This window comes from Roseateles puraquae (assembly GCF_002205845.1).
In the GTDB taxonomy this organism is placed as follows: domain Bacteria; phylum Pseudomonadota; class Gammaproteobacteria; order Burkholderiales; family Burkholderiaceae_C; genus Pelomonas; species Pelomonas puraquae.
The window spans coordinates 641,608-663,868 of the sequence record NZ_NISI01000001.1 but is presented as its reverse complement, the minus strand read 5'-3'; the positions used below and the strand labels follow the sequence as shown (position 1 = coordinate 663,868).

The following is a 22,261-nucleotide window of genomic DNA, read 5'->3' as shown; positions in this document are numbered from 1 at the left end:
ATGATCACCGTCTATGGCATTCCCAACTGCGACACCGTCAAGAAGGCCCGCACCTGGCTGGCTGACCGCGGGCTGGACGTCGCCTTCCACGACTTCAAGAAGCAGGGCGTTCCAGCCGACCAGCTGCCGGCCTGGCTGGCCGCTTTCGGACGTGAGCGCCTGATCAACCGGGCCGGTACGACCTGGCGCAAGCTCGACGATGGAGTCAAGGCCGCGGTGGTGGACGACGCCTCCGCCATCGCCCTGATGCTGGCCGAGCCCAGCGTCATCAAGCGGCCGGTGGTGCAGTGGCCGGATGGGCAGCTGACGCTCGGCTTCGGTGCGGAAATGTTCGAGAAGAGTGCGTTGTCTGCACCAAAGTAGGTTGTTGGGCCCGTTTGTGGTGCTGGTGACGTCATCGCGACCGCCTTAAAACCGGGCATCGAAATTGCAATTTCGGTGCGCGCTGACTCGGCCTGGTGCATGGTGCCCAGGTGTGGAGCCGGCGGCCGGAGACAACGTTGGAGACCTCGATCAAGCAGGGCGCTGATGCGCTCTTCATCCTGCTGGGCGCCATCATGGTGCTGGCCATGCATGCAGGCTTTGCCTTCCTGGAGCTGGGCACGGTCCGCAAGAAGAACCAGGTCAATGCCCTGGTCAAGATCCTGGTGGACTTCGCGGTCTCAACGCTCGCCTACTTTCTCGTGGGCTACGGCGTGGCCTACGGTTTGCACTTCTTCGTCGGCGCGGAGCAGCTCGCGCAGAAAAACGGCTACGAGCTGGTCAAGTTCTTCTTCCTGCTGACTTTTGCGGCGGCCATTCCCGCCATCGTGTCGGGCGGCATCGCCGAGCGGGCGCGTTTCGGCCCGCAGCTGGCGGCGACCTGCGTCATCGTCGGCTTCGTCTACCCGCTCTTCGAAGGGATCGCCTGGAACCAGGCCTTCGGCATCCAGGCCTGGCTCAAGGCGGCGACCGGGGCTGAGTTTCATGACTTCGCCGGCAGCGTGGTGGTGCACGCGGTCGGGGGCTGGATTGGCCTGGCCGCCGTTCTGCTGCTGGGGCCCCGGCTCAACCGCTACCGCAAGGATGGCGCGATGAGCGCCCACCCGCCGTCGAGCATCCCTTTTCTGGCCCTGGGCGCCTGGGTGCTGACGGTCGGCTGGTTCGGGTTCAACGTGATGAGCGCACAGACGCTGGACAAGCTCTCCGGCCTGGTGGCGGTCAATTCGCTGATGGCCATGGCGGGCGGCACGCTGGTGGCGGTGCTGCTGGGGCGCAATGACCCGGGCTTTGCCTACAACGGGCCGTTGGCCGGGCTGGTGGCGGTCTGTGCCGGGTCGGACGTCATGCATCCCCTCGGCGCGCTGGTCACCGGCGGCGTGGCCGGCTGGCTGTTCGTGCAGTTCTTCACCCTCACGCAGAACCGCTGGAAGATCGACGACGTGCTCGGCGTGTGGCCGCTGCACGGCCTGTGCGGTGCCTGGGGCGGCATTGCCTGTGGGCTCTTCGGCCAGCGGGCGCTCGGTGGCCTGGGCGGCGTGAGCCTGGGCGCGCAGGTGATCGGCACGCTGGGCGGCGTGGCCTGGGCGCTTGCGGGCGGCCTGGTCGTGTATGGCGTGATCCGCCAGGTGGTGGGCCTGCGGCTGGATGCCGAGCAGGAGTACGAGGGCGCCGACCTGTCCATCCACAAGATCGGCGCCACACCCGACCGCGAAGTCAGCTGGTAAGCTGCCTGCAACTCGACAAATCGGCCCCACCCGGGGCCTTTTTTCATCATGTTCACCGGCATCGTCCAGGGCGTCGCCCGCGTTCAGTCCATCGAGGCCCGCGAGGGCCTGCACACCCTGCATCTGGCCTTCCCGGAAGGCTTTGACCAGGATCTCGCCATTGGCGCGAGCGTCTCTTGCGATGGCGTCTGCCTCACCGTCACCGAACGTCCGGCGCCCGGCGTGGCCAGCTTCGACGTGATGGCCCAGACCCTCAGGCTCACCACACTTGGGAGCCTGCGCGAGGGCTCGGGCCTGAACGTGGAGCGCGCCGCGAAGGAGGGCGTCGAGATCGGCGGTCATCCGCTGTCGGGCCATGTGGACGTGTCAGCGCGCATCGCCGAGATCCGCCGGCCCGACAACAACCATGTCATCCGCTTTGCGCTGCCCGCGCCCTGGATGCGCTATGTGTTCGCCAAGGGCTACATCGGTGTCAACGGCTGCAGCCTGACCGTGGCCGAGGCCCAGCGTGAGCGGGACGGCTCGGGCTGGTTCGAGGTCTGGCTCATTCCCGAAACCCTGCGCATGACCACCTTCGGCGACAAGACCGTGGGCGACGCGGTGCACATCGAGATCGAGCGCAGCACGCAGGTCGTCGTCGATACCGTGCGGGATGCGCTGGACGAAAAGCTCGGGGCCCTGCTGCCGGTGCTGGAAGCCTTCGCCAAGGAGCGCGGCATCGAGCTGACGCAGATCGCGCTGCCGAAGTCTTGATACTTTCTTGATGCCGCCCGCCGCGATCTTGTCGGCGGATTGACGGCCCGATTTCCAGAATGACCTCCATCGCAATGGAGGTGTCATGGACATCGTTTTTCTGGGTCTGGGCGCGGCACTCGCGCTGTTGACCGGGCTGGCGGCCTGGGGCTGCCAAGTCAGCGGGCGCCGGGCCGCCCCAAGGCCGCTGAACCCCCTCGGGGGGCAGGCTGGCTCACAGCCAGCCGTGGGGGCTGACAGCTCCGCGGGGAGGAAGTCATGACCGGCTTCGAACTCGCCGCCACGGGGCTCGTCATCGTGCTCGTGGTCTATCTGTTCTGGGCGCTGCTGTTCCCGGAGGACTTGTCATGAGTGCCTCTGCCTGGATGCAGCTGGGTGGCTTCCTTGTCGTGCTGCTGGCCCTGGCGTGGCCGCTGGCGCGCTGGATCCATGCCGTCATGGAAGGCCGCATCGCCAGCCTGGCGCGTGTCGAGGGCGGGCTGCTGCGCCTGGCCGGCGTGCGCGCCGACGCTGAACAGGGCTGGCTGCGCTACACCCTCGGCCTGCTGCTGTTCAACGCGCTGGGCGTGTTGGCGGTCTATGCCCTGCAGCGCCTGCAGCACCTGCTGCCGCTGAACCCGCAGGGCCTGGGCGCAGTGTCGCCCGACTCGGCCTTCAACACCGCGGTGAGTTTCGTCACCAACACCAACTGGCAGGGCTACGGCGGTGAGACGACGATGAGTTATCTCACGCAGATGCTGGCGCTCACCGTGCAGAACTTCCTGTCCGCGGCCACCGGCATTGCGGTGGTGGTGGCCTTCGTGCGGGGCTTTGCGCGCCACACCACCCAGGCCATCGGCAATGTCTGGGCGGACCTGACGCGCGCCACGCTGTGGGTGCTGCTGCCGCTGTCGCTGGTGTTTGCCGTGGTGCTGGCGGGGATGGGCGTGGTGCAGACCTTCAAGCCCTATCAGGACGTGACGACCGTCGAGGTCCAGCATTGGCAGGAGCCGCGCCTGGGCGCCGACGGCCAGCCGCTCAAGGGCGCGGATGGGCAGCCCGTGATGGACGACAAATCAGGCCAGACCCAGTCGATCGCGGTCGGTCCCGTGGCGTCGCAGCTTGCCATCAAGATGCTGGGCACCAATGGCGGCGGCTTCTTCAATGCCAACTCGGCGCATCCGTTTGAGAACCCGACCCCGGCCACCAACGCGCTGCAGATGCTGTCGATCTTCCTGATCCCGGCAGCGCTGTGCTTCGTGCTGGGCCGGCAGGTGGGTGACATGCGCCAGGGCTGGGCGCTGCTCGGCGCGATGACCGTGCTCTTCGTGGTGGCCGTCGTCATCGCCACCGGCGCCGAGCAGGCGGGCAACCCGCGCCTGGCGCCGCTCGGCGTCGACGCCACCGCCAGCGCCACCCAGCCGGGCGGCAACATGGAGGGCAAGGAGGCACGTTTCGGCATCAATGCCTCGTCGCTCTTCGCGGTCATCACCACGGCCGCCAGTTGTGGCGCGGTGAACGCGATGCACGACAGCTTCACGCCGCTGGGCGGCGCCGTCCCGATGGTGCTGATGCAGCTCGGCGAAGTCGTCTTCGGCGGCGTGGGCGCAGGCCTGTACGGCATGCTGGTGTTTGCCATCCTGGCGGTGTTCGTCGCGGGGCTGATGATCGGCCGCACGCCCGAGTACTTCGGCAAGAAGATCGAGGCGTTCGAGATGAAGATGGTGTCACTCGCCATCCTGCTCACGCCCCTGGCCGTGCTGGTGGGCACGGCGGTCGCCGTGGTGCTGGAACCCGGCAAGGCGGGCATTGCCGCGCCGGGCGCCCATGGCTTCAGCGAGGTGTTGTATGCGCTGTCTTCGGCCGGCAACAACAACGGCAGCGCCTTCGCGGGCCTCTCGGCCAACACGCCGTTCTACAACCTGCTGCTGGCACTGGTGATGTGGATCGGCCGCTTCGGCGTCATCGTGCCGGTGCTGGCCATGGCCGGGTCGCTCGCGGCCAAGAAGCGCCTGGCCCCGGGCGAGGGCACGCTGCCGACGCACGGGCCTCTCTTCGTCGTGCTGCTGATCGGCAGCGTGCTGCTGGTCGGTCTTCTGAACTACGTGCCGGCGCTGGCCCTGGGGCCGGTCGTCGAGCATCTCATCCTGTGGAGCGTGCAATGAGTGCCGGCTTCTCCTTGTTCGACCCGGCGCTGACCCGTCGCGCCCTGGTCGAGGCCTTCATCAAGCTGGACCCGCGGGTGCAGTGGCGCAACCCGGTCATGGCGGTCGTCTACCTGGGCAGCCTGCTGACCACGGCACTCGCTGTCGCGCAGCCCACCGGCTTTGTCATCGCCGTCACCGTGTGGCTGTGGTTCACGGTGCTGTTCGCCAACTTCGCCGAGGCCCTGGCCGAGGGCCGCAGCAAGGCGCAAGCCGCCTCGTTGCGCGGCTTGAAGAAGGAAACCTGGGCCAAGGTCGCCGAGGGCTGGCAGCCAGGCACGCCGCGTGATCAGCTCGCCTGGCATCCGCGCGAAGCCAGCACCCTGCGCAAGGGTGAGGTGGTGCTGATCGAGGCGGGTGACGTGGTGCCGGCCGACGCCGAGGTCATCGACGGCGTCGCGTCGGTCGACGAAAGCGCCATCACCGGTGAGTCGGCACCCGTCATCCGCGAGAGCGGGGGCGACTTCTCGGCGCTGACCGGCGGCACCCGCGTGCTGTCGGACTGGGTCATCGCCCGCGTGGCGGTCAACCCCGGCGAGACCTTTGTCGACCGCATGATCGCGATGGTCGAGAACGCCAAGCGCAAGAAGACGCCCAACGAGATCGCGCTGACCATCCTGTTGGTGGCCTTGACCCTCGTGTTCTTGGGCGTGTGCGCCACGCTGCTGCCGTTCTCGCAGTTCAGCGTGGCCGTGGCCGGCGCGGGTGAGCCCGTGAGCCTGGTGGTGCTGGTGGCCCTGCTGGTGTGCCTCATCCCGACGACGATCGCCGGCCTGCTGTCGGCGGTGGGTGTGGCGGGCATGAGCCGCATGCTGCAGGCCAATGTCATCGCCACCTCGGGCCGCGCGGTGGAGGCGGCGGGCGACGTCGATGTGCTGCTGCTCGACAAGACCGGCACCATCACGCTGGGCAACCGCCAGGCCGATGCCTTCTGGCCGCTGGACGGTGTCAGCGAAGTGCAGCTGGCCGAGGCGGCGCGCCTGGCCTCGCTGGCTGACGAGACCCCCGAGGGCCGCAGCATCGTGGCGCTGGCCGACCGCAAGTTCGGCGCCGCCAAACCCGCCGAACGCGGCGACTTCGTGCCATTCACCGCGCAGACCCGCATGAGCGGTGTGGACCTGCCCGGCCGGTCCATTCGCAAGGGAGCCGGTAGCGCCGTGCGGTCGCATGTGGAGGCGCTCAACGGCCGCTGGCCGGCTGGCGTGCAGACCGTCGTCGACGAGGCGTCGCGCCGCGGCAGCACGCCGCTGGTGGTGGCCGACGGGGTGCAGGTGCTCGGCGTCGTGGAACTCAAGGACATCGTCAAGCCGGGCATCAAGGAACGTTTCGCACAGATGCGGCGCATGGGCATCAAGACGGTCATGGTGACGGGCGACAACCGCCTCACTGCCGCCGCCATCGCCGCTGAGGCCGGTGTGGACGACTTTCTCGCAGAGGCCACGCCTGAGGCCAAGCTGGCCCTCATCCGCGAGCACCAGGCCCAGGGCCGGCTCGTGGCCATGACCGGCGACGGCACCAACGACGCCCCCGCGCTCGCGCAGGCCGACGTGGCCGTGGCCATGAACACCGGCACCCAGGCCGCCAAGGAGGCCGGCAACATGGTCGACCTCGACAGCAACCCGACCAAACTGATCGAGGTGGTCGAGACCGGCAAGCAGATGCTGATGACGCGCGGCTCGCTGACGACCTTCAGCATCGCCAACGATCTGGCCAAGTACTTCGCGGTGTTGCCGGCGGCCTTTGTGTCGACCTACCCGCAACTCGGTGCGCTGAACGTCATGCGCCTGGCCAGCCCCAGCTCGGCCATCCTGAGCGCTGTCATCTTCAACGCGCTCATCATCGTCGTGCTCATTCCGCTGGCGCTCAAGGGCGTCAAGTACCGCGCCATCGGCGCAGCGGCCCTGCTGCGCCGCAATCTCCTGGTGTACGGCCTGGGGGGCGTGATCGTGCCCTTCATCGGCATCAAGGCCATCGACCTGATCCTGGTCGCCCTGGGCCTGGCTTGAATCTTCTGAAAGCTTCCATGAAATCCCTTCTCTCCGTTCTCGCGCTGACCCTGGCCCTGCCGGCTTTCGCCGACGAGGTGGCGTCGCCGCTGTCGTTCAACCTCGGTGCCGTCAGTGACTACCGCTACCGGGGCATCTCGCAGACCCGCCTGAAGCCGGCCCTGCAAGGCGGCATCGACTATGCCGACCCGAGTGGCTTCTACGTCGGCACCTGGGCTTCCACCATCAAGTGGATCAAGGACATTCCCGGCGGTGATGCCCAGGTCGAGATCGACCTGTACGGGGGCTACAAGACCGAGATCTCCAAGGGTCTGACCCTGGACGTCGGTGGCCTGTACTACCTGTACCCCAGCAACAACCTGAAGAACGTGCCGGGCTTTGCCAACGCCAACACCTTCGAGGTCTATGGGGCCTTGACCTTCGGGCCCGTCACGGCGAAGTACTCGCACAGCACGACCAACCTGTTCGGCAATGTCGACAGCAAGAACTCCGGCTACCTCGACGTGACGGCGAGCTTTGACCTCGGCGACGGCCTGATGCTGGCGCCGCATGTGGGTCACCAGACCGTCAAGCACCTGGCCGTTGCGTCCTACACCGATTACGCGCTGACCCTGTCCAAGGACTTCTCCGGTCTTGTGCTGAGCGGTTCGGTGATCGGCACCGATGCCGACAAGACCTTCTACGCCAGCCCGGCCAACGGCAAGTTCCTGGGCAAGACGACCTTTGTCGTCGGCCTGAAGAAGACCTTCTAAGGAGCCCCCCATGAAGAACGATGCCTTGTTCCGCCCGGCGCTCACGCTGTTCCTGCTCTTCAGCCTGCTCACCGGGCTGGCCTACCCGCTGGTGGTGACCGGCGTGGCGCAAGCGGCCTTTCCGGACGCGGCCAACGGCAGCCTGATCCTGCAGAACGGCAAGGCGGTCGGGTCGGCGCTGATCGGCCAGGGCTTCAGTGACCCGGGGCACTTCTGGTCGCGGCCGTCTGCGACCTCGCCGATGGCCTACAACGCCGGCAACTCGTCGGGCTCCAACCTCGCCCCGACGGCCCCGGCCCTGGTGGACGCTGTCAAGGCGCGCGTCGAGGCGCTGCGTGCGGCGGACCCGGGCAACACGGCCCCGGTGCCGGTGGACCTGGTCACCACCTCCGCCAGCGGCCTGGACCCGCACATCAGCCGTGCCGCAGCTGACTACCAGCTGGCCCGCGTGGCCCGGGTTCGGCAGTTGCCGGTCGCCCAGGTGCAGGCGCTGGTGGAGGCGCAGACCGAGGGGCGCTGGCTGGGCTTCCTCGGCGAGCCGCGCGTCAACGTGCTGAAACTCAACCTCGCGCTGGACCGTGCGACGATGGCCGCCCGATGACTCCCTGCGCGACTCCATGCTGATCAACAGCGCCTTGTATGACGACGGCCGCATCGTGGCCGAGCCGGGGCTAGACGGCCTGTCCGAAGCTCTGCAGAGCCAGAGCGGCTTCGTCTGGATTGCGCTGAAGGACCCGACCGATGACGAACTCGGCCGCCTCGAACGCGAGCTCAATCTGCCCGCGCTGGCGGTGGAAGACGCCCGCAAGGGGCATCAGCGGCCCAAGTTGGAGGAGTACGGCGACATGCTGTTCGCCGCCATGCACCTCATCGAAGCCGGCCCTGAAGGGGAGGGCGAGCTGGAGGTGGGCGAGGTGCACGTCTTCGTCGGGCCGCGTTTCGTCGTGTCGGTGCGGCACCGCAGCGCCCAGGGCTTTCTCGGGGTGCGCGGGCGGGCGGAGCGCGAGCCCGAGCTGCTGCGCCAGGGGCCGGGTTTCGTGTTCTATGCGCTGATGGATGCCGTGGTGGACCGCTACTTCCCCCATATGGATGCCATCGAGGCCGAGCTGGAGAAGCTGGAATCCACGATGTTCCAGCCGCGCCAGGACCGGCAGGCGGTGGTGCAGCAGCTGTTCGGGCTGAAGCAGCGCCTGGCCACGCTGCGCCATGCGGTGACGCCCCTGCTGGAGGTGTCGGCCAAGCTGCATGGTGGCCGCGTGCCGGTGGTCTGCAAGGCCATGCAAGACTACTTTCGCGATGTGTACGACCACCTGCTGCGCATCCAGGCCAGCCTCGACGCAGCGCGCGAAACCATCATCGCTGCCACCCAGGTCAACCTGACCCTCGTGACCATCGACGAGTCCCTCGTCACCAAGCGCCTGGCCGCGTGGGCCGCCATCTTCGCGGCGTCGACGGCGCTGGCCGGCATCTGGGGCATGAACTTTGAAGGCATGCCCGAGCTGAAGTGGGCCTGGGGCTATCCGATGGCCCTGGCCGTGATCGCGCTCGTCAGTGGCGCGCTGTACTGGCGCTTCAGGCGCCTGAAGTGGCTTTGAGCGACCAACGCCCCGACCCCGATGCGCTGCTCGCCCAGGTGCAGCGCGAGGACGAAGCTGCCCGCCGCGGGCGGCTCAAGATCTTCTTCGGCGCCAATGCCGGCGTCGGCAAGACCTTTGCCATGCTGGTGGCCGCCCAGGCTGCACGCCGGGAGGGGCGGGCGGTGCGCATCGGCGTGGTCGAGACCCATGGGCGCACCGACACCGAGGGCGTCGCACGCGACCTGCCGCGGCTGCCGCTGAAGGAGCTGCCTTACCGCGGCCAGGTGCTGCGCGAGTTCGATCTCGATGCCGCACTGGCCTGGGGCCGCGAGAACCCACGCGGCGTGCTGCTGCTGGACGAGCTGGCCCACAGCAACGCGCCGGGCTGCCGCCATGCCAAGCGCTGGCAGGACGCCGAAGAGCTGCGCGAGGCGGGCCTGGAGGTGTGGACGACGCTGAACGTCCAGCATCTGGAAAGCCTCAACGACGTGGTGGGTGGCATCACGGGCGTGCGCGTCTGGGAGACCGTGCCCGACCGGGTGTTCGATGCCGCCGACGAGGTCGTCGTGGTGGACCTGCCGCCCGACGAGTTGCTGCAGCGGCTGCGCGAGGGCAAGGTCTACCTGCCCGGCCAGGCCGAGCGGGCGGCGCAGCACTTCTTCCGCAAGGGCAATCTGCTGGCGCTGCGCGAGCTGGCGTTGCGCCGCACGGCCGACCGGGTGGACGACCAGATGCAGGCCTGGCGCCGCGAGCACAGCGCGGGCTCGGTGTGGCCCAACCGTGAGTCCCTGCTCGCCTGCGTCGGGCCGGGCAGCAATGGCGACAAGGTCGTGCGCAGCGCTGCACGGCTGGCCCAGCAGCTGGGGCTGGACTGGCATGCAGTGCATGTGGAGACGGCACGCTCCCCCGGCGACGGTGCACGGCAGCGCGTGCAGCGCACGCTGGAGCTGGCGCAGTCACTCGGTGCGCGCACGGCGGTGCTGTCGGCGCCGGAGGTGGGCCCGGCGCTGGTGGGCTACGCGCGCGAGCACAACCTGGTGCGGCTGGTGGTGGGGCGGCGCGAGCGGGCCTGGCGCTGGCCCGGCCGCCCGTCGCTGGCCGAGGCCCTGAACCGCCTGGCCGAAGACATGGATGTGCTGCAGGTGGCGCTGCCGACCAACCTGCGCGAGGCGGCACCGCCGCTGGCCGGTGGCGAGCCGCCGGTGAGCCGGCTGTTGGCCCCGCAGGCCGTGCGCGGCTACGGCGCCGCGCTGGCCGGCGTGACGTTGACCACCGCCGTGTCGCTCGGCTTGCTGCGCTTCATTGCGCCCACCAACATCGCGATGCTCTACCTCCTGAACGTGGTGGGCGTGGCGCTGTGGTTCGGCCGGGCGCCGGCGGCGCTGGCGGCGCTGCTGGGCGTGGCGGCCTTCGATTTCGCCTTCGTCGAGCCGCGCTGGTCTTTTGCAGTGGGCGATGCGCAGTACCTGGTGACGTTCGCGGTGCTGCTGCTCGTGGGCCTGGTGATCGGCCAGCTGGCCGCGGGCCTGAAGGCCCAGGCCCGGGCGGCGCAGGAGCGCGAGCGGCGGGTGCGCGGCCTGTATGCCATGTCTCGCGACCTGGGGGCGGCGCTGGTGGCCGAGCAGGTGGCCGAGATCGCCACGCGCTTCCTGCGCGCCGAGTTCGGCGTGGCCGCGGCGGTGCTGGTGCCGCCGCTCACACCGGCGGCGAGCGCTTCACCCGGCCGCGAGGTGCTGGCGGTGCTGCCGGGCGCCAGCGTGATGCCCGACCTGGGTGTGGCCCAGTGGGCCTTTGACCACGGTCAGGCTGCCGGGCAGGGCACGGACACCCTGCCGGCCAGCGCCTGCCTGATGCTGCCGCTGGCCGCGCCCATGCGCCTGCGCGGGGTGCTGGCGGTGCAGGGGCGCGGTGCGCGCTGGTCGCCCGAGCAGCGCGAGCTGCTGGACACCTGCGCGGCGCTGCTGGCCATCTCGCTGGAGCGCATCCACTACATCGAGGTCGCGCAGCAGAGCACGCTGCAGATCGAGGGCGAGCGCCTGCGCAACTCGCTGCTGACGGCCATCTCCCACGATCTGCGCACGCCGCTGGCGGCCTTGGTCGGGTTGGCCGACGCCTTGCGCCTCACACCGCTGCAGCCCCAGCAGGCTGAGGTGGCCGAGGCCATGCGGCGGTCGTCGCTGCGCATGAGTGCGCTGGTGGCCAACCTGCTCGACATGGCGCGCCTGCAGTCCGGCGCGGTGCAGCTCAACCGCCAGTGGCTCCCGCTGCAGGAGGTGGTGGGCAGCGCGCTGGCGCATTTGGACGAAACCCTGGCCGGGCGCGACCTGGCGGTGACCCTGCCGGCTGACCTGCCGCTGGTGGAACTCGACGCCGTGCTGATGGAGCGGGTGCTCGTGAACCTGCTGGAGAACGCGGCCAAGTACGCCCCCGGCCCCGTGGCCATCGAGGCACGCACCGCCGGCCGGCAGATCGAGATCGACGTGACCGACCAGGGGCCGGGCTTTCCGCCGGGCCGGGAGGCGCAGTTGTTCGACAAGTTCGAGCGGGGCGACCGCGAGAGCGCCACGCCGGGCGTCGGCCTGGGCTTGGCCATCTGCAAGGCCATCGTGGAGGCGCACGGCGGCCAGATCAGCGCCCACAATCGACCCCAGGGCGGCGCCTGCGTACGGGTCGCCCTGCCACTGGGGCAGCCGCCCGCTTGACCCGACGTTCCCGCTGCATCGACTGATGAACAAGGCTCCACAAAAGAAGACGATCACCGCCGCGCAGGCTTGCAGGAGCCTGCCTTGAGTACCGCGCCGCGCGTGCTGATGATCGAGGACGAGCCGGAGATCCGCCGCTTCGTGCGCATGGCGCTGCAAAGCGAAGGGCTGGAGGTGTTCGAGGCCGTGAGCCTGCAGCGCGGGCTGATCGACGCGGCCACACGGCGGCCTGAGCTGGTGGTGCTGGACTTGGGGCTGCCGGACGGCGACGGGCTGGACTTCATCCGCGAGTTTCGCGGCTGGTCGCAGGCGTCCATCCTGGTGCTCTCGGCCCGCGAGGGCGAGGAGCGCAAGGTGCAGGCCCTGGACGCTGGGGCCGATGACTACCTCGTCAAGCCCTTCGGCGTGGCCGAGCTGCTGGCCCGCGTGCGCGTGCAGTTGCGGCGCCGCCCTGGCGTGGCCGACGCCGACCCGGTGCTGCGCTTCGGCGACGTGGCCGTCGACCGGGCGCTGCGCACCGTCACCCGGGCCGGCGAGGAGCTGCACCTCACGCCCATCGAGTACCGGCTGCTCCAGGAGCTCGCCAACGCGCCGGGCCGGGTGCTCACGCACCAGCATCTGCTGAAGGCTGTCTGGGGCCCAGGCCATGCCGAAGATGTGCACTATGTCCGCGTGCACATGGCCAATTTACGCAAGAAGATCGAAGCCGATCCCAACCGCCCCCAGTGGCTGGTGACCGAGGCAGGCGTCGGCTACCGGCTCAAGATCTGAGGTCGCGGTTGTAGGTCGTTTCCCTACAGCAAGACCGGGAATCCCTGCGCAGCGACCTCAGGCGTCCACGGCTGCCCGCCTTGCGCCAGTGATTCGAAGATCACGTCACCCATCGTTGACCCTGTATTGCGGGAGTGGTGACATGTCGTTCTGGAAGAACCTTTCGGTGAAGGCCAAGCTCACTGGCGCCTTCGGTCTGTTGATCGCGCTCATCCTGTTGCTGTCGGCGGCGGCATTGCGCACCATCCATGACGATGGCGAGCGCTTCCGCAGCCATGTCGAAGGCGCGCAGGCGCGGGCCGCAGCGGCCAATCAGGTGCGGCTGGCTGTGGACCGCCGGGCAATCGCTGCTCGCAATCTCGTGCTGGTCATGCGGCCTGACGACATTGCCGCGGAGAAGACCGCCGTGATGGCCGCGGTGGAGGATGTGCGCAACTCGCTGGCGCAGCTGCAGTCGCTGTCAGCCCAGGCGGGGGTGCCGGCGCGTGCCCGCGAGCTGGTCGAGGCCATCGCCCGGGTTGAGCAGCAATACGGTCCGGTGGCCGAGAACATCGTCAGCATCGCGCTGACCGGCGACAGGGATGCAGCCATCAACCGCATGAACGAGCGCTGCCGCCCGTTGCTGGCGGCTCTGGTGCAGGCCACGGACAGCTACATCCAGTACTCGGCCGACACGTCAGCCCAGGGCGTGGCCGACATGAACGCCGAGCAGACGCAGCAACTGCTGCTGCTGGGGTCGTGCTGCCTGCTGGCGGTGCTGTTGGCACTGTCGGCGGCCGTGGTCATCACGCGGGGTGTCGTGCGGCCGCTGGGGCAGGCGGTCGGTCTCATCAGTGCGGTGGCCGAGGGGCAGCTGGATCAGTCGATTCCGACGGGCGGCCGCGATGAATTCGGCCAGCTGCTGAATGCCATCGACCATATGCAGGGCAGCCTGCGCGGACTGGTGGCCAGCGTGCGTCAAGGAGCGGACAGCCTGTCGCTTGCCAGCGCCGAGATCGCACAGGGCAATCACCACCTGTCGTCGCGCACCGAGCACCAGGCCAGCGCCCTGCAGCAGACGGCGTCGTCGATGGAGCAGCTCGGCGTGACCGTGCGCCAGAACGCGGACAACGCCAGCCAGGCCAATCGCCTGGCCGAATCGGCCACCCGCGTGGCGCGTGAGGGCGGTGAGATCGTGGGCCAGGCGGTGGACACGATGCGTGGTATCCGCGAGGCCAGCGACCGCATTGCCGACATCACCGGCGTGATCGACGGCATCGCGTTCCAGACCAACATCCTTGCGCTGAACGCGGCCGTCGAGGCGGCTCGCGCCGGTGAGGAGGGGCGAGGGTTTGCCGTGGTGGCTGGCGAGGTGCGGGCTCTCGCCCTGCGCAGCGCCGAGGCAGCGCGCGAGATCAAGGCGCTCATCGCCGACAGCACCGCGCGGGTCGAGGCCGGCGTCGCCCAGGTTGGGCAGGCGGGGGAGACCATGCGCCAGGTCGTCGACAGCATTGCCTGCGTGACGAGCATCATGGGCGAGATCAGCACGGCGAGCGCAGAGCAGAGCGAGGGCGTCGGCCAGGTCGGCGGCGCGGTGTCCAGCATGGACCAGGCCACACAGCAGAACGCCGCGCTGGTGGAGGAGATGGCCGCGGCCGCTTCCAGCCTCAAGCAGCAGGCGGTGGAGCTGGTGCGGGCCGTGGGGGTCTTCAAGCTGTCGCACTGAAGCGCAAGGCCCTGTCTGACGGTCGGGCTTGGCCGCGTCTGGCGCCTTGGCTTGAACCTCGGGCGCAACATCGGCGCATGATGAAGCGCCTGACTCGTCACTTCACAGCTGCTGGGCTGTTCGCCGTCGGCCTGCTGGCCGGCGCCGTTTGCGCGGCGCAGGATCTGCCGGCGTCGAACAACTGCCACGTCGCCTTGCAGGCCTTGGGGGCCGCGGAGGACGCGCTCATGGCCTCGGCCGCCGCGGCCAGCCAGCCAGGCCACGATGACGCGCGGCGCCGCGCGGTGGAGGCCCGGCTGCTGCCCTTGCGTCAGCGCGTGGCGGATGCCTGCCTCGGCGGCTTGACTCGCTCGCCGCCTCCCAGCCAGCACACCCTCCAAGGCTTGACGCCGCCGTCGACCGCCTCGCGCCCGGTGCAGCGCCCCCCGCAAAACCCGGTGCCCGTGGTGACGGTGCCGTCACCGCGCTTCGACCCGCCGCTCACGGTGAACCACTGCATTGGCGCGAGCTGCCTGGCCAGCGACGGCTCGACCTTGACGCGTGTGGGCCCGAACCAGCTCGTGGGCCCGCGAGGCTTGTGCACGACGGTTGGCGCGGTGGTGCGCTGTCCGTGACACCGACGCAGGCCAAGCCTCTTGTGTCTCAGGCCAGCTGTCCGTCGATCCAGCTGCGGGCTTCGGGCATCGTCGGGAAGACGCGATAGGGCGCCTTGATGAAGCCCAGGCGCTGGAAGTCGGCAATGGCCGCGAGGATGTCGGGCCGCTGGGCCACGGCCACGATCATCAGCTGCGGGTTGGTGAACATCGGCCCGATGTGCAGGGCGGCGATCTCGGCCGTCGTCGCCGGGGTTGTTTCGTAGGCCTGCACGTCGAGGTAGTTGGTGAGGGCGTAGCGCAGGTCGTCGAAGCGGTGGTCGGCGCTGATCGCCACGAGCGAAGCGCGCCGCTCGGCCACGCTCACGTCGCCGTAGTAGTGCCGGTAGACGCCGGCGCGTTCCCAATCGATCTTGTATGGCATCGGTGCCGCCCTCGTGGTGTGGGGCGCGGCGGATGATAGGAAAGCCTGGCTGCATCGCCTGTTGCGAGTTCGCATCCGGGTCGCGGTGCTGCGGGAGGGCTGTGAATTCCTTGGCGCTTACGATGGGCCACCCGTTGCTCATCCGACTCGCCATGGTCCTCAAGTCCCGCCTTGCCGCTCTCGTCTTCGTCACGGTGGCCGCCACCGTGCAGGCCCAGCCGCCGGCGCAAGCCGACCCAGTGGCCAAGCTGGTCGACCAGCTGAGCCTGGAGCGCTACAAGGCCACCATCCAGGGCCTGACGCGCTTCGGTGACCGGCGCCAGGGCACCGCGCGCAACCGGGCGGCGCTGGACTGGATAGAGGCGCAGCTGCAGCAGTACGGCTGCACCAACATCGAACGCCTGCGCTACGAGTTCACCGAGCCCGCGCGCCGCAACCCGGTGCAGTTGCAGCCCCGGCGTGCGGGCGGCCCGGCAGCCCAGGGCGGCGGCACGCTGTTCGGCAACCGTGCCGCCATCGGCGTGAACACCGACCCCCTGGCCCAGCCCGACGAAAAGCTGCGCGCGCTCAATGCCGAGCCCACGCCGCTGGGCACCGGCCCGCGTGAGAGCGTCTACTGCACCAAGGTCGGCAGCAACCGGCCGGATGAAATGATCATCGTGTCGGCCCACATGGACGGCATCGGCTTTGGCGAGGCGGCCAATGACGATGGCTCGGGCACGGCGCTGGTCATGGAGCTGGCGCGCCTCTTCAGCCAGCCGGGGGTGAGCACCGAGCGATCCGTCCGCTTCATCCTCTGGAACAACGAGGAGACCGGGCTCAATGGCGCCTACGCCTACGTCGCCCAGCGCAAGGACCTGCAGGGCATCGAATCACCGCCCGGCTCGGGTCGCTACCCCGAGCCGCGCTGGCTGGGCATCATCCAGCACGACATGCTGCTGTTCGACCACGGCATGCCGCAACCCAAGCTCGATGCCAACGGCAAGCCGGTGCTCGATGCGCGCGGCCAGCCGGTGTATGTCGCGCCCAAGGAGCAGCGCGCCGAGGCCGACGTCAACATCGAGTTCCAGGTCAATTCCAAGTTCGCCGACGCCTCGGCCCGCCTGGCCTGGGCCCTGCGTGCGGCCAACGAGAAGTACGCGACCGACTACCCCGCTGCCGTCGGCAACCGCATGACCAACACCGATTCCACGCCGTTCATGGACTTGGCGCCGGCGGTCTCGGTACGCGAGAACGAGCGCGGCATGCAGATCGGCGCGGGCTGGAACCCGCACTGGCACCAGCCCACCGATCTGTTCTCCAGCTACTCCGACAAGGATTTCCTGCTCGGCCTGAACGCTGCGCAGACCACGCTGGCGGCGGTGAGCCAGCTGGTGGGGCTGTCGATCAAGCCCTGAAGGCTGTTGCCGCCATCAGGCGGCGCCGGGCGCGATGTGCGTCGCGGCGGGGCGGCGCCCCAGACGGTCGCGCAGCATCAGCCCAGGGCGCTCGACGAGGTAGTGCAGCGCAGCGCCGACCGCCAGGATGACCGCGGCATACACCGGAAAGAGGGCCATGCCCTGCAGCGGCAGAGCCGGCGCCAGCCAGGTGTTCACCGCATGCATGGCGAGCTTGTGGCTCAGGTAGAGCGAATAGGAGATGGCCGCCAGCCAGCTTGCGCCTGGCAGCGCCCAGCGCCCCAGAAGCCCCTCGCGCGACGAGGCCGCCAGTACCAGCAGCGCAAAACCCGCGGACAGCACCGGCCAGCCCACCGCATTGGCAGCCAGGCCGGTGCGGTTGCGAAACAGCAGCAGCGCCAGGCCCGCCAGCGCCAACCCTGCCGCCGCGAGCACGTTGGGCCGCGCCTGCAACTGCGCCCATCGGCCCGGCCGGTAGACCCGCACGACGGCCAGCACCACGCCCATCAGCAGGCCGTCCAGCCGCATCCAGGTGGGGTAGTAGATGTCTTCGATGAACCAGGGACGCTGGGGCTGGAGGGCGTCGTTGTGCAGCCAGACGCCGGTGCGCAGCGCGATGCCGCCGAGCACGAGCAGCGCGCACAGGCCGATGAAGCGCGGCGCGCTCGGGCGGCGGGCCATCCAGACCGCCAGCAGCGGGAACACGAGGTAGAAGTGCTCTTCGACACACAGCGACCAGGCATGCGAGAAGGCCTGGTTCTGCCCGTAGTCGATCAGCAGGTTGAGCGTGAAGCTGGCGAACTGCCACCAGGCCTCGATGTTGGGCTCTTCGCGGAGCAGCGGGAAGGCGAGGTACACCGCCAGCGTCACCCCGAAGGCCGGCAGGATGCGCCAGGCCCGGCGCCAGTAGAAGTCACGCAGCGACAGCGACTCGCCGCGCTGCAGGCCCTGCAGCAGTTGCGAGCCGATCAGGAAGCCACTGAGCACGAAGAAGATGTCCACGCCCGCCCAGCCGAAGCGCGTGAGCCATGCCCAATCAGGCCCGAGGCCCCCGATCAGGAAGGTGTGAAAACACATCACCCAGACGATGGCGATGCTGCGCAGGAGGTCGAGGCCGGGAAGGCGTGTCATGGGGGAAGGTCAGGAGCCGGGCGCGCAGGGTAGCGCCTGCGGGGCCCTGTGACCTTCGTCAGCGCTTCAGCAGCACCTCGCCGCAGGCTTGCTCCTGCCCCTGGTGCGCCGAGCGGGGGCGGGGCGCGTTGCCAGCGGTGATGACGTCATGCCAGCGCCAGGCGGCCTTGAGGGTCAAGGCGCCTTGGGGCGGCAGGGCGTAGGCGTCGTCAAGCGTCAAGGCAGCCTGGCGTTCCTCGCCGGCCCGCAGCCGCAGGTAATCCTGCGCCGACGGGTCGCCGCGCTTGCGCAGTGCCCCCTGGAAAGGCAGCGCGCCCCCGGCGCCGTGGACGGTAACGAAGGGGGCGAACCAGGCGCCTTCGAAGGGGCTGCCCCAGCGCAGCAACTGCACCTCTGTCGTGCCGGTGTTGCGCAGCGTGAACGTGAGCTGCACCTGGCCGCCCGACGCGGCGGCCTCGAAGCGGCAGGACAGCGGCGCGGGAGCGGCCATGGCGGAGGTGCAGGCAGCCAGCAGGGCCGCGGCGAGGCAGCGGCGGCTGATGCCAGTAGCGAAGGACATGACGCAAGCCTAGCCCAGCCTGGGCGTCTGCGATCGGCGCCTCGTGGCCGCGTCAGTTCTTGACCGGGTTGTTCTCCGCGAAGTACTCGTGGTTGTCGGAGTTGTCCAGCGCCTTGGTCGGGTTGGACTTGGCCAGGCTCAATGCGGCGCTTTGGCCGTAGGCCCAGTCATCGGTGCTCGCGATGACGTTGAAGTGCATCATCTCGTGCACCAGCGTGCCGCCCTTGCTGTCGGTGCCGGTCATCGGCGCGTTCCAGAAGGCGCCGCACACGTAGATCTTGTAGGGCTGCGTCGGGTAGACGTAGGCATAGGTGCCGCTGTCGGTGCAGCTGCAGTCCAGCGTCAGGGCGGCGCTCTGGAAGGCGTTGCGGGCCTTCACGAAGTGGTCCTTGGCCGTGTTCCAGCGCGCCAGCGTATAGGCGCCGAACCAGCTGGTGTAGCGCGGCGTGGCCGACGGCGTGCCGCTGAGATAGGACGCCGAGTTCACCGCGTAGTTGGTGGCGGCCGTCACCGCCGAGGCGAGGGTGGACTTCTGGCTGCTGGTGCAGGCGCCGGTGTAGGAGATGCTGGCTGCGGCAGCCGTCACGTTGGGGCTTGCGGCAGCGGTGGCCATGGCGTTCAAGGCCTGGGTCTCGGCGACGGCGTCCGCCGCGCCGAGCTTCTCGTTGCGGCCCTGGGCCCACAGGTACATGGCGGTCGGGCTGCGCATCGACTGCGCGCCCGAACCGTGCGTGCCCCGGTCGCTCTGGAACTCGATGGCGTAGCGGCCGTTCTTGCTGAAGTCGTAGGCGCCCGTCAGCTCGACGCGGTAGTTCAGCGTCGCGCCCGCGGCGATCTCGACATAGTCCTTGGCCGTGGGAGCGGCCCGCTTGATGACCGGGCCGGTGTAGCGCACCGGCGCATCGTCACGCGTCACGCGGAAGAGGGCGCCGCTCATCTTGTCGCTGGGCAGCTGCCAGCGCAGCACCTGCACAGCGGTGCGGCAGAGGTTGGTCACGGCCACGTCCACATGCACGTCCACGTCGCCGGTGACGATGGGGCCGGCGCTGGTCAGGCGCACATCCAGGCATTCGCCACTGGCGGCATGGCTGGCGCCGGAGGCGGCAACGGCGAAGGCGGCGGCGGTCAACTTGAACCAGGTTGTCATGCGGGCTCCTTGTCGGCCCCGATCGGGGCGCGGGTTGAAGAAGCGCCGCATTCTGGTGACGGCCGGGCCCCGGCCGTCCGAGGACTGTCCTGTCCCCGGAAACAGCTTAGTGAGGCCCTGGGTGGTCAGGCCGCCAGCAATTGCCGCAGCACGAAGGGCAGGATGCCGCCGTGGCGGTAGTAGTCGACCTCGATGGCGGTGTCGATGCGCAGCGTGAGCACCACGGTCTGCGTGCTGCCGTCGGCGCGCGTGATGGTCATGGCGGCGTCGCCCTGGGGCTTGATGTCGTCGGCCAACGTGATGTCGATGGTCTCGCTGCCCGTCAGGCCCAGGCTCTCCCAGCTGGTGCCGGGCTTGAACTGCAGGGGCAGCACGCCCATGCCGATGAGGTTGCTGCGGTGGATGCGCTCGAAGCTCTTGGCCACCACCGCCTTGATGCCGAGCAGCTGCGTGCCCTTGGCCGCCCAGTCGCGGCTGGACCCGGTGCCGTATTCCTCACCGGCGAACACCACGGTCGGCGTGCCCTCGGCGATGTAGGCCTGGGCGGCGTCGTAGATGGTGGTCTTGGCGCCGTCCTTCAGCGTGTAGCCGCCCTCCTCACGCGAGCCGTCGGGCAGGGCGGGCAGCATCAGGTTCTTCACGCGCACGTTGGCGAAGGTGCCGCGCACCATCACGTCGTGGTTGCCGCGCCGCGCGCCATAGGAGTTGAAGTCGACCTTGGCGACGCCGTGCTCTACCAGGAACTTGCCGGCCGGCGTGCTCTCCTTGAAGGAGCCGGCGGGGCTGATGTGGTCGGTGGTGATGGAGTCGCCGAACAGCGCCATGATCTTGGCGCCCTTGACGCCGGCCACGAGGGCCGGCGGCGCCATCGTGAAGCCCTCGAAGAAGGGCGGCTGGGCGATGTAGGTGCTCTTGGGCCAGGTGTAGACCTGGCCCTTCACGCCCTTGATGGCATCCCAGAGCTTGCCGGGCTTGCGGCTGACCTGGTCGTAGTTGGCCTTGAGGGCCTTGGCGTCCATGGCGTGCTTCATCAGCGCATGGATCTCGTCGCTGCTCGGCCAGATGTCGCCCAGGTAGACCGCGCGGCCCTTCTTGCCGATGCCCACGGGTTCGGTCATCAAGTCCTTGGTGACGGTGCCAGCGATGGCGTAGGCCACCACCAGTGGCGGGCTGGCCAGGAAGTTGGCCTTCAGGTTGGGGTGGATGCGTGCCTCGAAGTTGCGGTTGCCTGACAGCACGGCCGCGCAGACCAGGTCGTTGTCCTGGATGACCTTGTTCAGCTCGGGCGTGAGGTCGCCGGCGTTGCCGATGCAGGTCGTGCAGCCATAGGCCGCGACGTTGAAGCCGAGCTTCTCCAGGTAGGGCAGCAGGCCGGCCTTCTGCAGATACTCCGTGACGATGCGCGAGCCCGGCGCCAGCGAGGTCTTGATGTGCGGCTGCACCGTGAGGCCCGCCTCCACCGCCTTCTTGGCCAGCAGGCCGGCCGCCAGCAGGACGCCGGGGTTGGAGGTGTTGGTGCAGGACGTGATGGCCGCGATCAGCACGTCGCCGTTGCGCACCGGCAGACCGGCGTCGGTTTTGAACGTCTGCGCCAGCTTCTCGGCCGGCTGGTTGAAGCCGTTGGCGGCCGTGGGCTGGCTGAAGAGCTCGGCAAAGCTGGACGAGAGCTTGCCGATCTCGATGCGGTCCTGCGGGCGCTTGGGGCCGGCCAGGCTCGGGGCCACGGTGCCCAGGTCGAGTGTCACGACCGAGGTGTAGTCGATGTCGCCGCGCTTCGGGATGCCGAACAGGCCCTGGGCGCGCCAGTAGGCCTCGAAGGCCTCGATTTCGGCCTTGCTGCGGCCGGTGCCGCGGAAGTAGTCGACCGTCTTCTCGTCGACCGGGAAGAAGCCCATCGTGGCGCCGTACTCCGGCGCCATGTTGGCAATCGTGGCGCGGTCGGGCAGGGCCAGGCTGGCGGTGCCTTCGCCGAAGAACTCCACGAACTTGCCCACCACCTTGTGCTTGCGCAGCATCTCGGTGACGGTGAGCACCAGGTCGGTGGCGGTCACGCCTTCGCGCAGTTGCCCGGTGAGCTCGAAGCCCACCACGTCAGGCGTCAGGAAATACACCGGCTGACCCAGCATGCCGGCCTCGGCCTCAATGCCGCCCACGCCCCAGCCGACCACGCCGATGCCGTTGATCATGGTGGTGTGGCTGTCGGTGCCCACCAGGCTGTCGGGGTAGTAGACCTTGCCCGGGCCCTTGTGCACGCCGCGGGCGAGGTATTCGAGGTTGACCTGGTGCACGATGCCGAAGCCCGGCGGCACGACGCCGAAGGTGTCGAAGGCCTGCATGCCCCACTTCATGAACTCGTAGCGCTCGCGGTTGCGCTCGAACTCCAGCTTCATGTTGAGGTCCAGCGACTTCTTGGTGCCGTAGTGGTCGATCATCACGCTGTGGTCCACCACCAGGTCCACCGGCACCAGCGGCTCGATGGACTTGGGGTTCTTGCCCAGGCTGGCCGCCACATTGCGCATGGCGGCCAGGTCGGCCAGCAGCGGCACGCCGGTGAAGTCCTGCAGCACCACGCGCGCCACGACGAAGGGGATCTCATCCACCCGGGGCGCCGTGGGCTGCCAGCCGGCGAGCTGGGCCACGTGCTCCGGCGTCACCTTCTTGCCGTCGCAGTTGCGCAGCACGCTCTCCAGCACGATGCGCAGCGACACCGGCAGCCGGGCCACGTTGGGGTGGCTCTGGGCAAGCCGTGGCAACGAGAAGAAGCGGCCGGATTTCCCGGAAGCGGTCTGGAACTCGTCCTGGGTGTGGGCAAAGGCGTGGTCGGCAACGGGTTTCGGCATGGTTACTCCTTTACG

General features: G+C 68.9%; 19 protein-coding genes. 14 read left to right on the top strand and 5 right to left on the bottom strand.

Features of this window, described 5'->3' with window-relative positions:
- The 13 genes from CDO81_RS03025 to CDO81_RS02970 all read left to right on the top strand — a co-directional run bounded on the left by CDO81_RS03025 (nt 1) and on the right by CDO81_RS02970 (nt 14,769).
- Nucleotides 1-363: an ArsC family reductase gene (locus CDO81_RS03025; protein ID WP_088481657.1), complete on the top strand. Its 363-nt coding sequence runs from the start codon at nt 1-3 to the stop codon at nt 361-363.
- Nucleotides 364-557: 194 nt separating this feature from the next.
- A complete protein-coding gene (locus CDO81_RS03020) occupies nt 558-1,706 on the top strand; it encodes an ammonium transporter (RefSeq protein WP_088482423.1) in 1,149 nt (382 codons plus the stop codon).
- 48 nt (nt 1,707-1,754) lie between these two features.
- Nucleotides 1,755-2,459 (top strand): riboflavin synthase subunit alpha, encoded by a 705-nt coding sequence (locus tag CDO81_RS03015; protein WP_088481656.1) that lies wholly within the window; start codon nt 1,755-1,757, stop codon nt 2,457-2,459.
- Between the two features lie 258 nt (nt 2,460-2,717).
- A complete protein-coding gene (locus tag CDO81_RS27465) occupies nt 2,718-2,810 on the top strand; it encodes a potassium-transporting ATPase subunit F (protein ID WP_144397121.1) in 93 nt (30 codons plus the stop codon).
- Nucleotides 2,807-4,603, top strand: coding sequence for a potassium-transporting ATPase subunit KdpA (gene kdpA, locus CDO81_RS03010; protein ID WP_088481655.1), 1,797 nt, complete (start codon nt 2,807-2,809; stop codon nt 4,601-4,603). Before CDO81_RS27465 ends, kdpA begins: the two co-directional genes overlap by 4 nt.
- Nucleotides 4,600-6,648, top strand: a complete 2,049-nt coding sequence (kdpB, locus tag CDO81_RS03005) for a potassium-transporting ATPase subunit KdpB (protein ID WP_088481654.1) — start codon at nt 4,600-4,602, stop codon at nt 6,646-6,648. The genes kdpA and kdpB overlap by 4 nt, the downstream gene beginning before the upstream one ends.
- A 17-nt stretch (nt 6,649-6,665) precedes the next feature.
- Nucleotides 6,666-7,400 (top strand): TorF family putative porin, encoded by a 735-nt coding sequence (locus CDO81_RS03000; RefSeq protein WP_088481653.1) that lies wholly within the window; start codon nt 6,666-6,668, stop codon nt 7,398-7,400.
- Nucleotides 7,401-7,410: 10 nt separating this feature from the next.
- Nucleotides 7,411-8,001 carry a potassium-transporting ATPase subunit KdpC gene (gene kdpC, locus CDO81_RS02995; RefSeq protein ID WP_088481652.1) on the top strand — a complete coding sequence of 197 codons (591 nt, stop codon included), beginning with the start codon at nt 7,411-7,413 and terminating at the stop codon, nt 7,999-8,001.
- Between the two features lie 16 nt (nt 8,002-8,017).
- Nucleotides 8,018-8,995 carry a magnesium and cobalt transport protein CorA gene (locus tag CDO81_RS02990; protein WP_088481651.1) on the top strand — a complete coding sequence of 326 codons (978 nt, stop codon included), beginning with the start codon at nt 8,018-8,020 and terminating at the stop codon, nt 8,993-8,995.
- The gene (locus CDO81_RS02985) at nt 8,986-11,679 is read left to right on the top strand and encodes a DUF4118 domain-containing protein (RefSeq protein WP_338139971.1); all 2,694 of its coding nucleotides are present in this window, start codon (nt 8,986-8,988) and stop codon (nt 11,677-11,679) included. The genes CDO81_RS02990 and CDO81_RS02985 overlap by 10 nt, the downstream gene beginning before the upstream one ends.
- Before the next feature lie 108 nt (nt 11,680-11,787).
- The gene (locus tag CDO81_RS02980; RefSeq protein WP_088482422.1) at nt 11,788-12,450 is read left to right on the top strand and encodes a winged helix-turn-helix domain-containing protein; all 663 of its coding nucleotides are present in this window, start codon (nt 11,788-11,790) and stop codon (nt 12,448-12,450) included.
- 142 nt (nt 12,451-12,592) lie between these two features.
- Nucleotides 12,593-14,155 carry a methyl-accepting chemotaxis protein gene (locus tag CDO81_RS02975; RefSeq protein WP_088481649.1) on the top strand — a complete coding sequence of 521 codons (1,563 nt, stop codon included), beginning with the start codon at nt 12,593-12,595 and terminating at the stop codon, nt 14,153-14,155.
- A gap of 77 nt (nt 14,156-14,232) precedes the next feature.
- On the top strand, nt 14,233-14,769 hold the full coding sequence (locus CDO81_RS02970) for a hypothetical protein (RefSeq protein ID WP_088481648.1): 537 nt from the start codon (nt 14,233-14,235) through the stop codon (nt 14,767-14,769).
- Between the two features lie 28 nt (nt 14,770-14,797).
- Here CDO81_RS02970 and CDO81_RS02965 read toward each other — a convergent pair whose 3' ends face one another.
- Entirely contained in the window at nt 14,798-15,172 is a 375-nt protein-coding gene (locus tag CDO81_RS02965) for a hypothetical protein (RefSeq protein WP_088481647.1), read from the bottom strand.
- Between the two features lie 152 nt (nt 15,173-15,324).
- On the opposite strand from CDO81_RS02965, the gene CDO81_RS02960 reads away from it, so the two are divergent.
- Complete coding sequence (locus CDO81_RS02960) at nt 15,325-16,569, top strand: M28 family peptidase (RefSeq protein ID WP_088482421.1); 1,245 nt, start codon at nt 15,325-15,327, stop codon at nt 16,567-16,569.
- Nucleotides 16,570-16,584: 15 nt separating this feature from the next.
- Here the strand turns inward: CDO81_RS02960 and CDO81_RS02955 are convergent, their stop codons facing one another.
- The 4 genes from CDO81_RS02955 to acnA form a co-directional block, all read right to left on the bottom strand.
- Nucleotides 16,585-17,700, bottom strand: coding sequence for an acyltransferase family protein (locus tag CDO81_RS02955; protein WP_088481646.1), 1,116 nt, complete (start codon nt 17,698-17,700; stop codon nt 16,585-16,587).
- A gap of 58 nt (nt 17,701-17,758) precedes the next feature.
- Complete coding sequence (locus CDO81_RS02950) at nt 17,759-18,259, bottom strand: hypothetical protein (RefSeq protein WP_088481645.1); 501 nt, start codon at nt 18,257-18,259, stop codon at nt 17,759-17,761.
- 52 nt (nt 18,260-18,311) lie between these two features.
- On the bottom strand, nt 18,312-19,406 hold the full coding sequence (locus CDO81_RS02945; protein ID WP_158218146.1) for a M35 family metalloendopeptidase: 1,095 nt from the start codon (nt 19,404-19,406) through the stop codon (nt 18,312-18,314).
- A 125-nt stretch (nt 19,407-19,531) separates the two neighbouring features.
- On the bottom strand, nt 19,532-22,246 hold the full coding sequence (gene acnA, locus CDO81_RS02940; protein WP_088481643.1) for an aconitate hydratase AcnA: 2,715 nt from the start codon (nt 22,244-22,246) through the stop codon (nt 19,532-19,534).
- Nucleotides 22,247-22,261: the final 15 nt, after the last annotated feature.

Coding starts and splice junctions, on each gene's coding strand:
- CDO81_RS03025 (WP_088481657.1), top strand. CDS start 1: ATGATCACCGTCTATGGCATTCCCAACTGCGACACCGTCAAGAAGGCC.
- CDO81_RS03020 (WP_088482423.1), top strand. CDS start 558: ATGGTGCTGGCCATGCATGCAGGCTTTGCCTTCCTGGAGCTGGGCACG.
- CDO81_RS03015 (WP_088481656.1), top strand. CDS start 1,755: ATGTTCACCGGCATCGTCCAGGGCGTCGCCCGCGTTCAGTCCATCGAG.
- CDO81_RS27465 (WP_144397121.1), top strand. CDS start 2,718: ATGACCGGCTTCGAACTCGCCGCCACGGGGCTCGTCATCGTGCTCGTG.
- kdpA (WP_088481655.1), top strand. CDS start 2,807: ATGAGTGCCTCTGCCTGGATGCAGCTGGGTGGCTTCCTTGTCGTGCTG.
- kdpB (WP_088481654.1), top strand. CDS start 4,600: ATGAGTGCCGGCTTCTCCTTGTTCGACCCGGCGCTGACCCGTCGCGCC.
- CDO81_RS03000 (WP_088481653.1), top strand. CDS start 6,666: ATGAAATCCCTTCTCTCCGTTCTCGCGCTGACCCTGGCCCTGCCGGCT.
- kdpC (WP_088481652.1), top strand. CDS start 7,411: ATGAAGAACGATGCCTTGTTCCGCCCGGCGCTCACGCTGTTCCTGCTC.
- CDO81_RS02990 (WP_088481651.1), top strand. CDS start 8,018: ATGCTGATCAACAGCGCCTTGTATGACGACGGCCGCATCGTGGCCGAG.
- CDO81_RS02980 (WP_088482422.1), top strand. CDS start 11,788: ATGATCGAGGACGAGCCGGAGATCCGCCGCTTCGTGCGCATGGCGCTG.
- CDO81_RS02975 (WP_088481649.1), top strand. CDS start 12,593: ATGTCGTTCTGGAAGAACCTTTCGGTGAAGGCCAAGCTCACTGGCGCC.
- CDO81_RS02970 (WP_088481648.1), top strand. CDS start 14,233: ATGATGAAGCGCCTGACTCGTCACTTCACAGCTGCTGGGCTGTTCGCC.
- CDO81_RS02965 (WP_088481647.1), bottom strand. CDS start 15,172: ATGCCATACAAGATCGATTGGGAACGCGCCGGCGTCTACCGGCACTAC.
- CDO81_RS02960 (WP_088482421.1), top strand. CDS start 15,325: ATGGTCCTCAAGTCCCGCCTTGCCGCTCTCGTCTTCGTCACGGTGGCC.
- CDO81_RS02955 (WP_088481646.1), bottom strand. CDS start 17,700: ATGACACGCCTTCCCGGCCTCGACCTCCTGCGCAGCATCGCCATCGTC.
- CDO81_RS02950 (WP_088481645.1), bottom strand. CDS start 18,259: ATGTCCTTCGCTACTGGCATCAGCCGCCGCTGCCTCGCCGCGGCCCTG.
- CDO81_RS02945 (WP_158218146.1), bottom strand. CDS start 19,406: ATGACAACCTGGTTCAAGTTGACCGCCGCCGCCTTCGCCGTTGCCGCC.
- acnA (WP_088481643.1), bottom strand. CDS start 22,246: ATGCCGAAACCCGTTGCCGACCACGCCTTTGCCCACACCCAGGACGAG.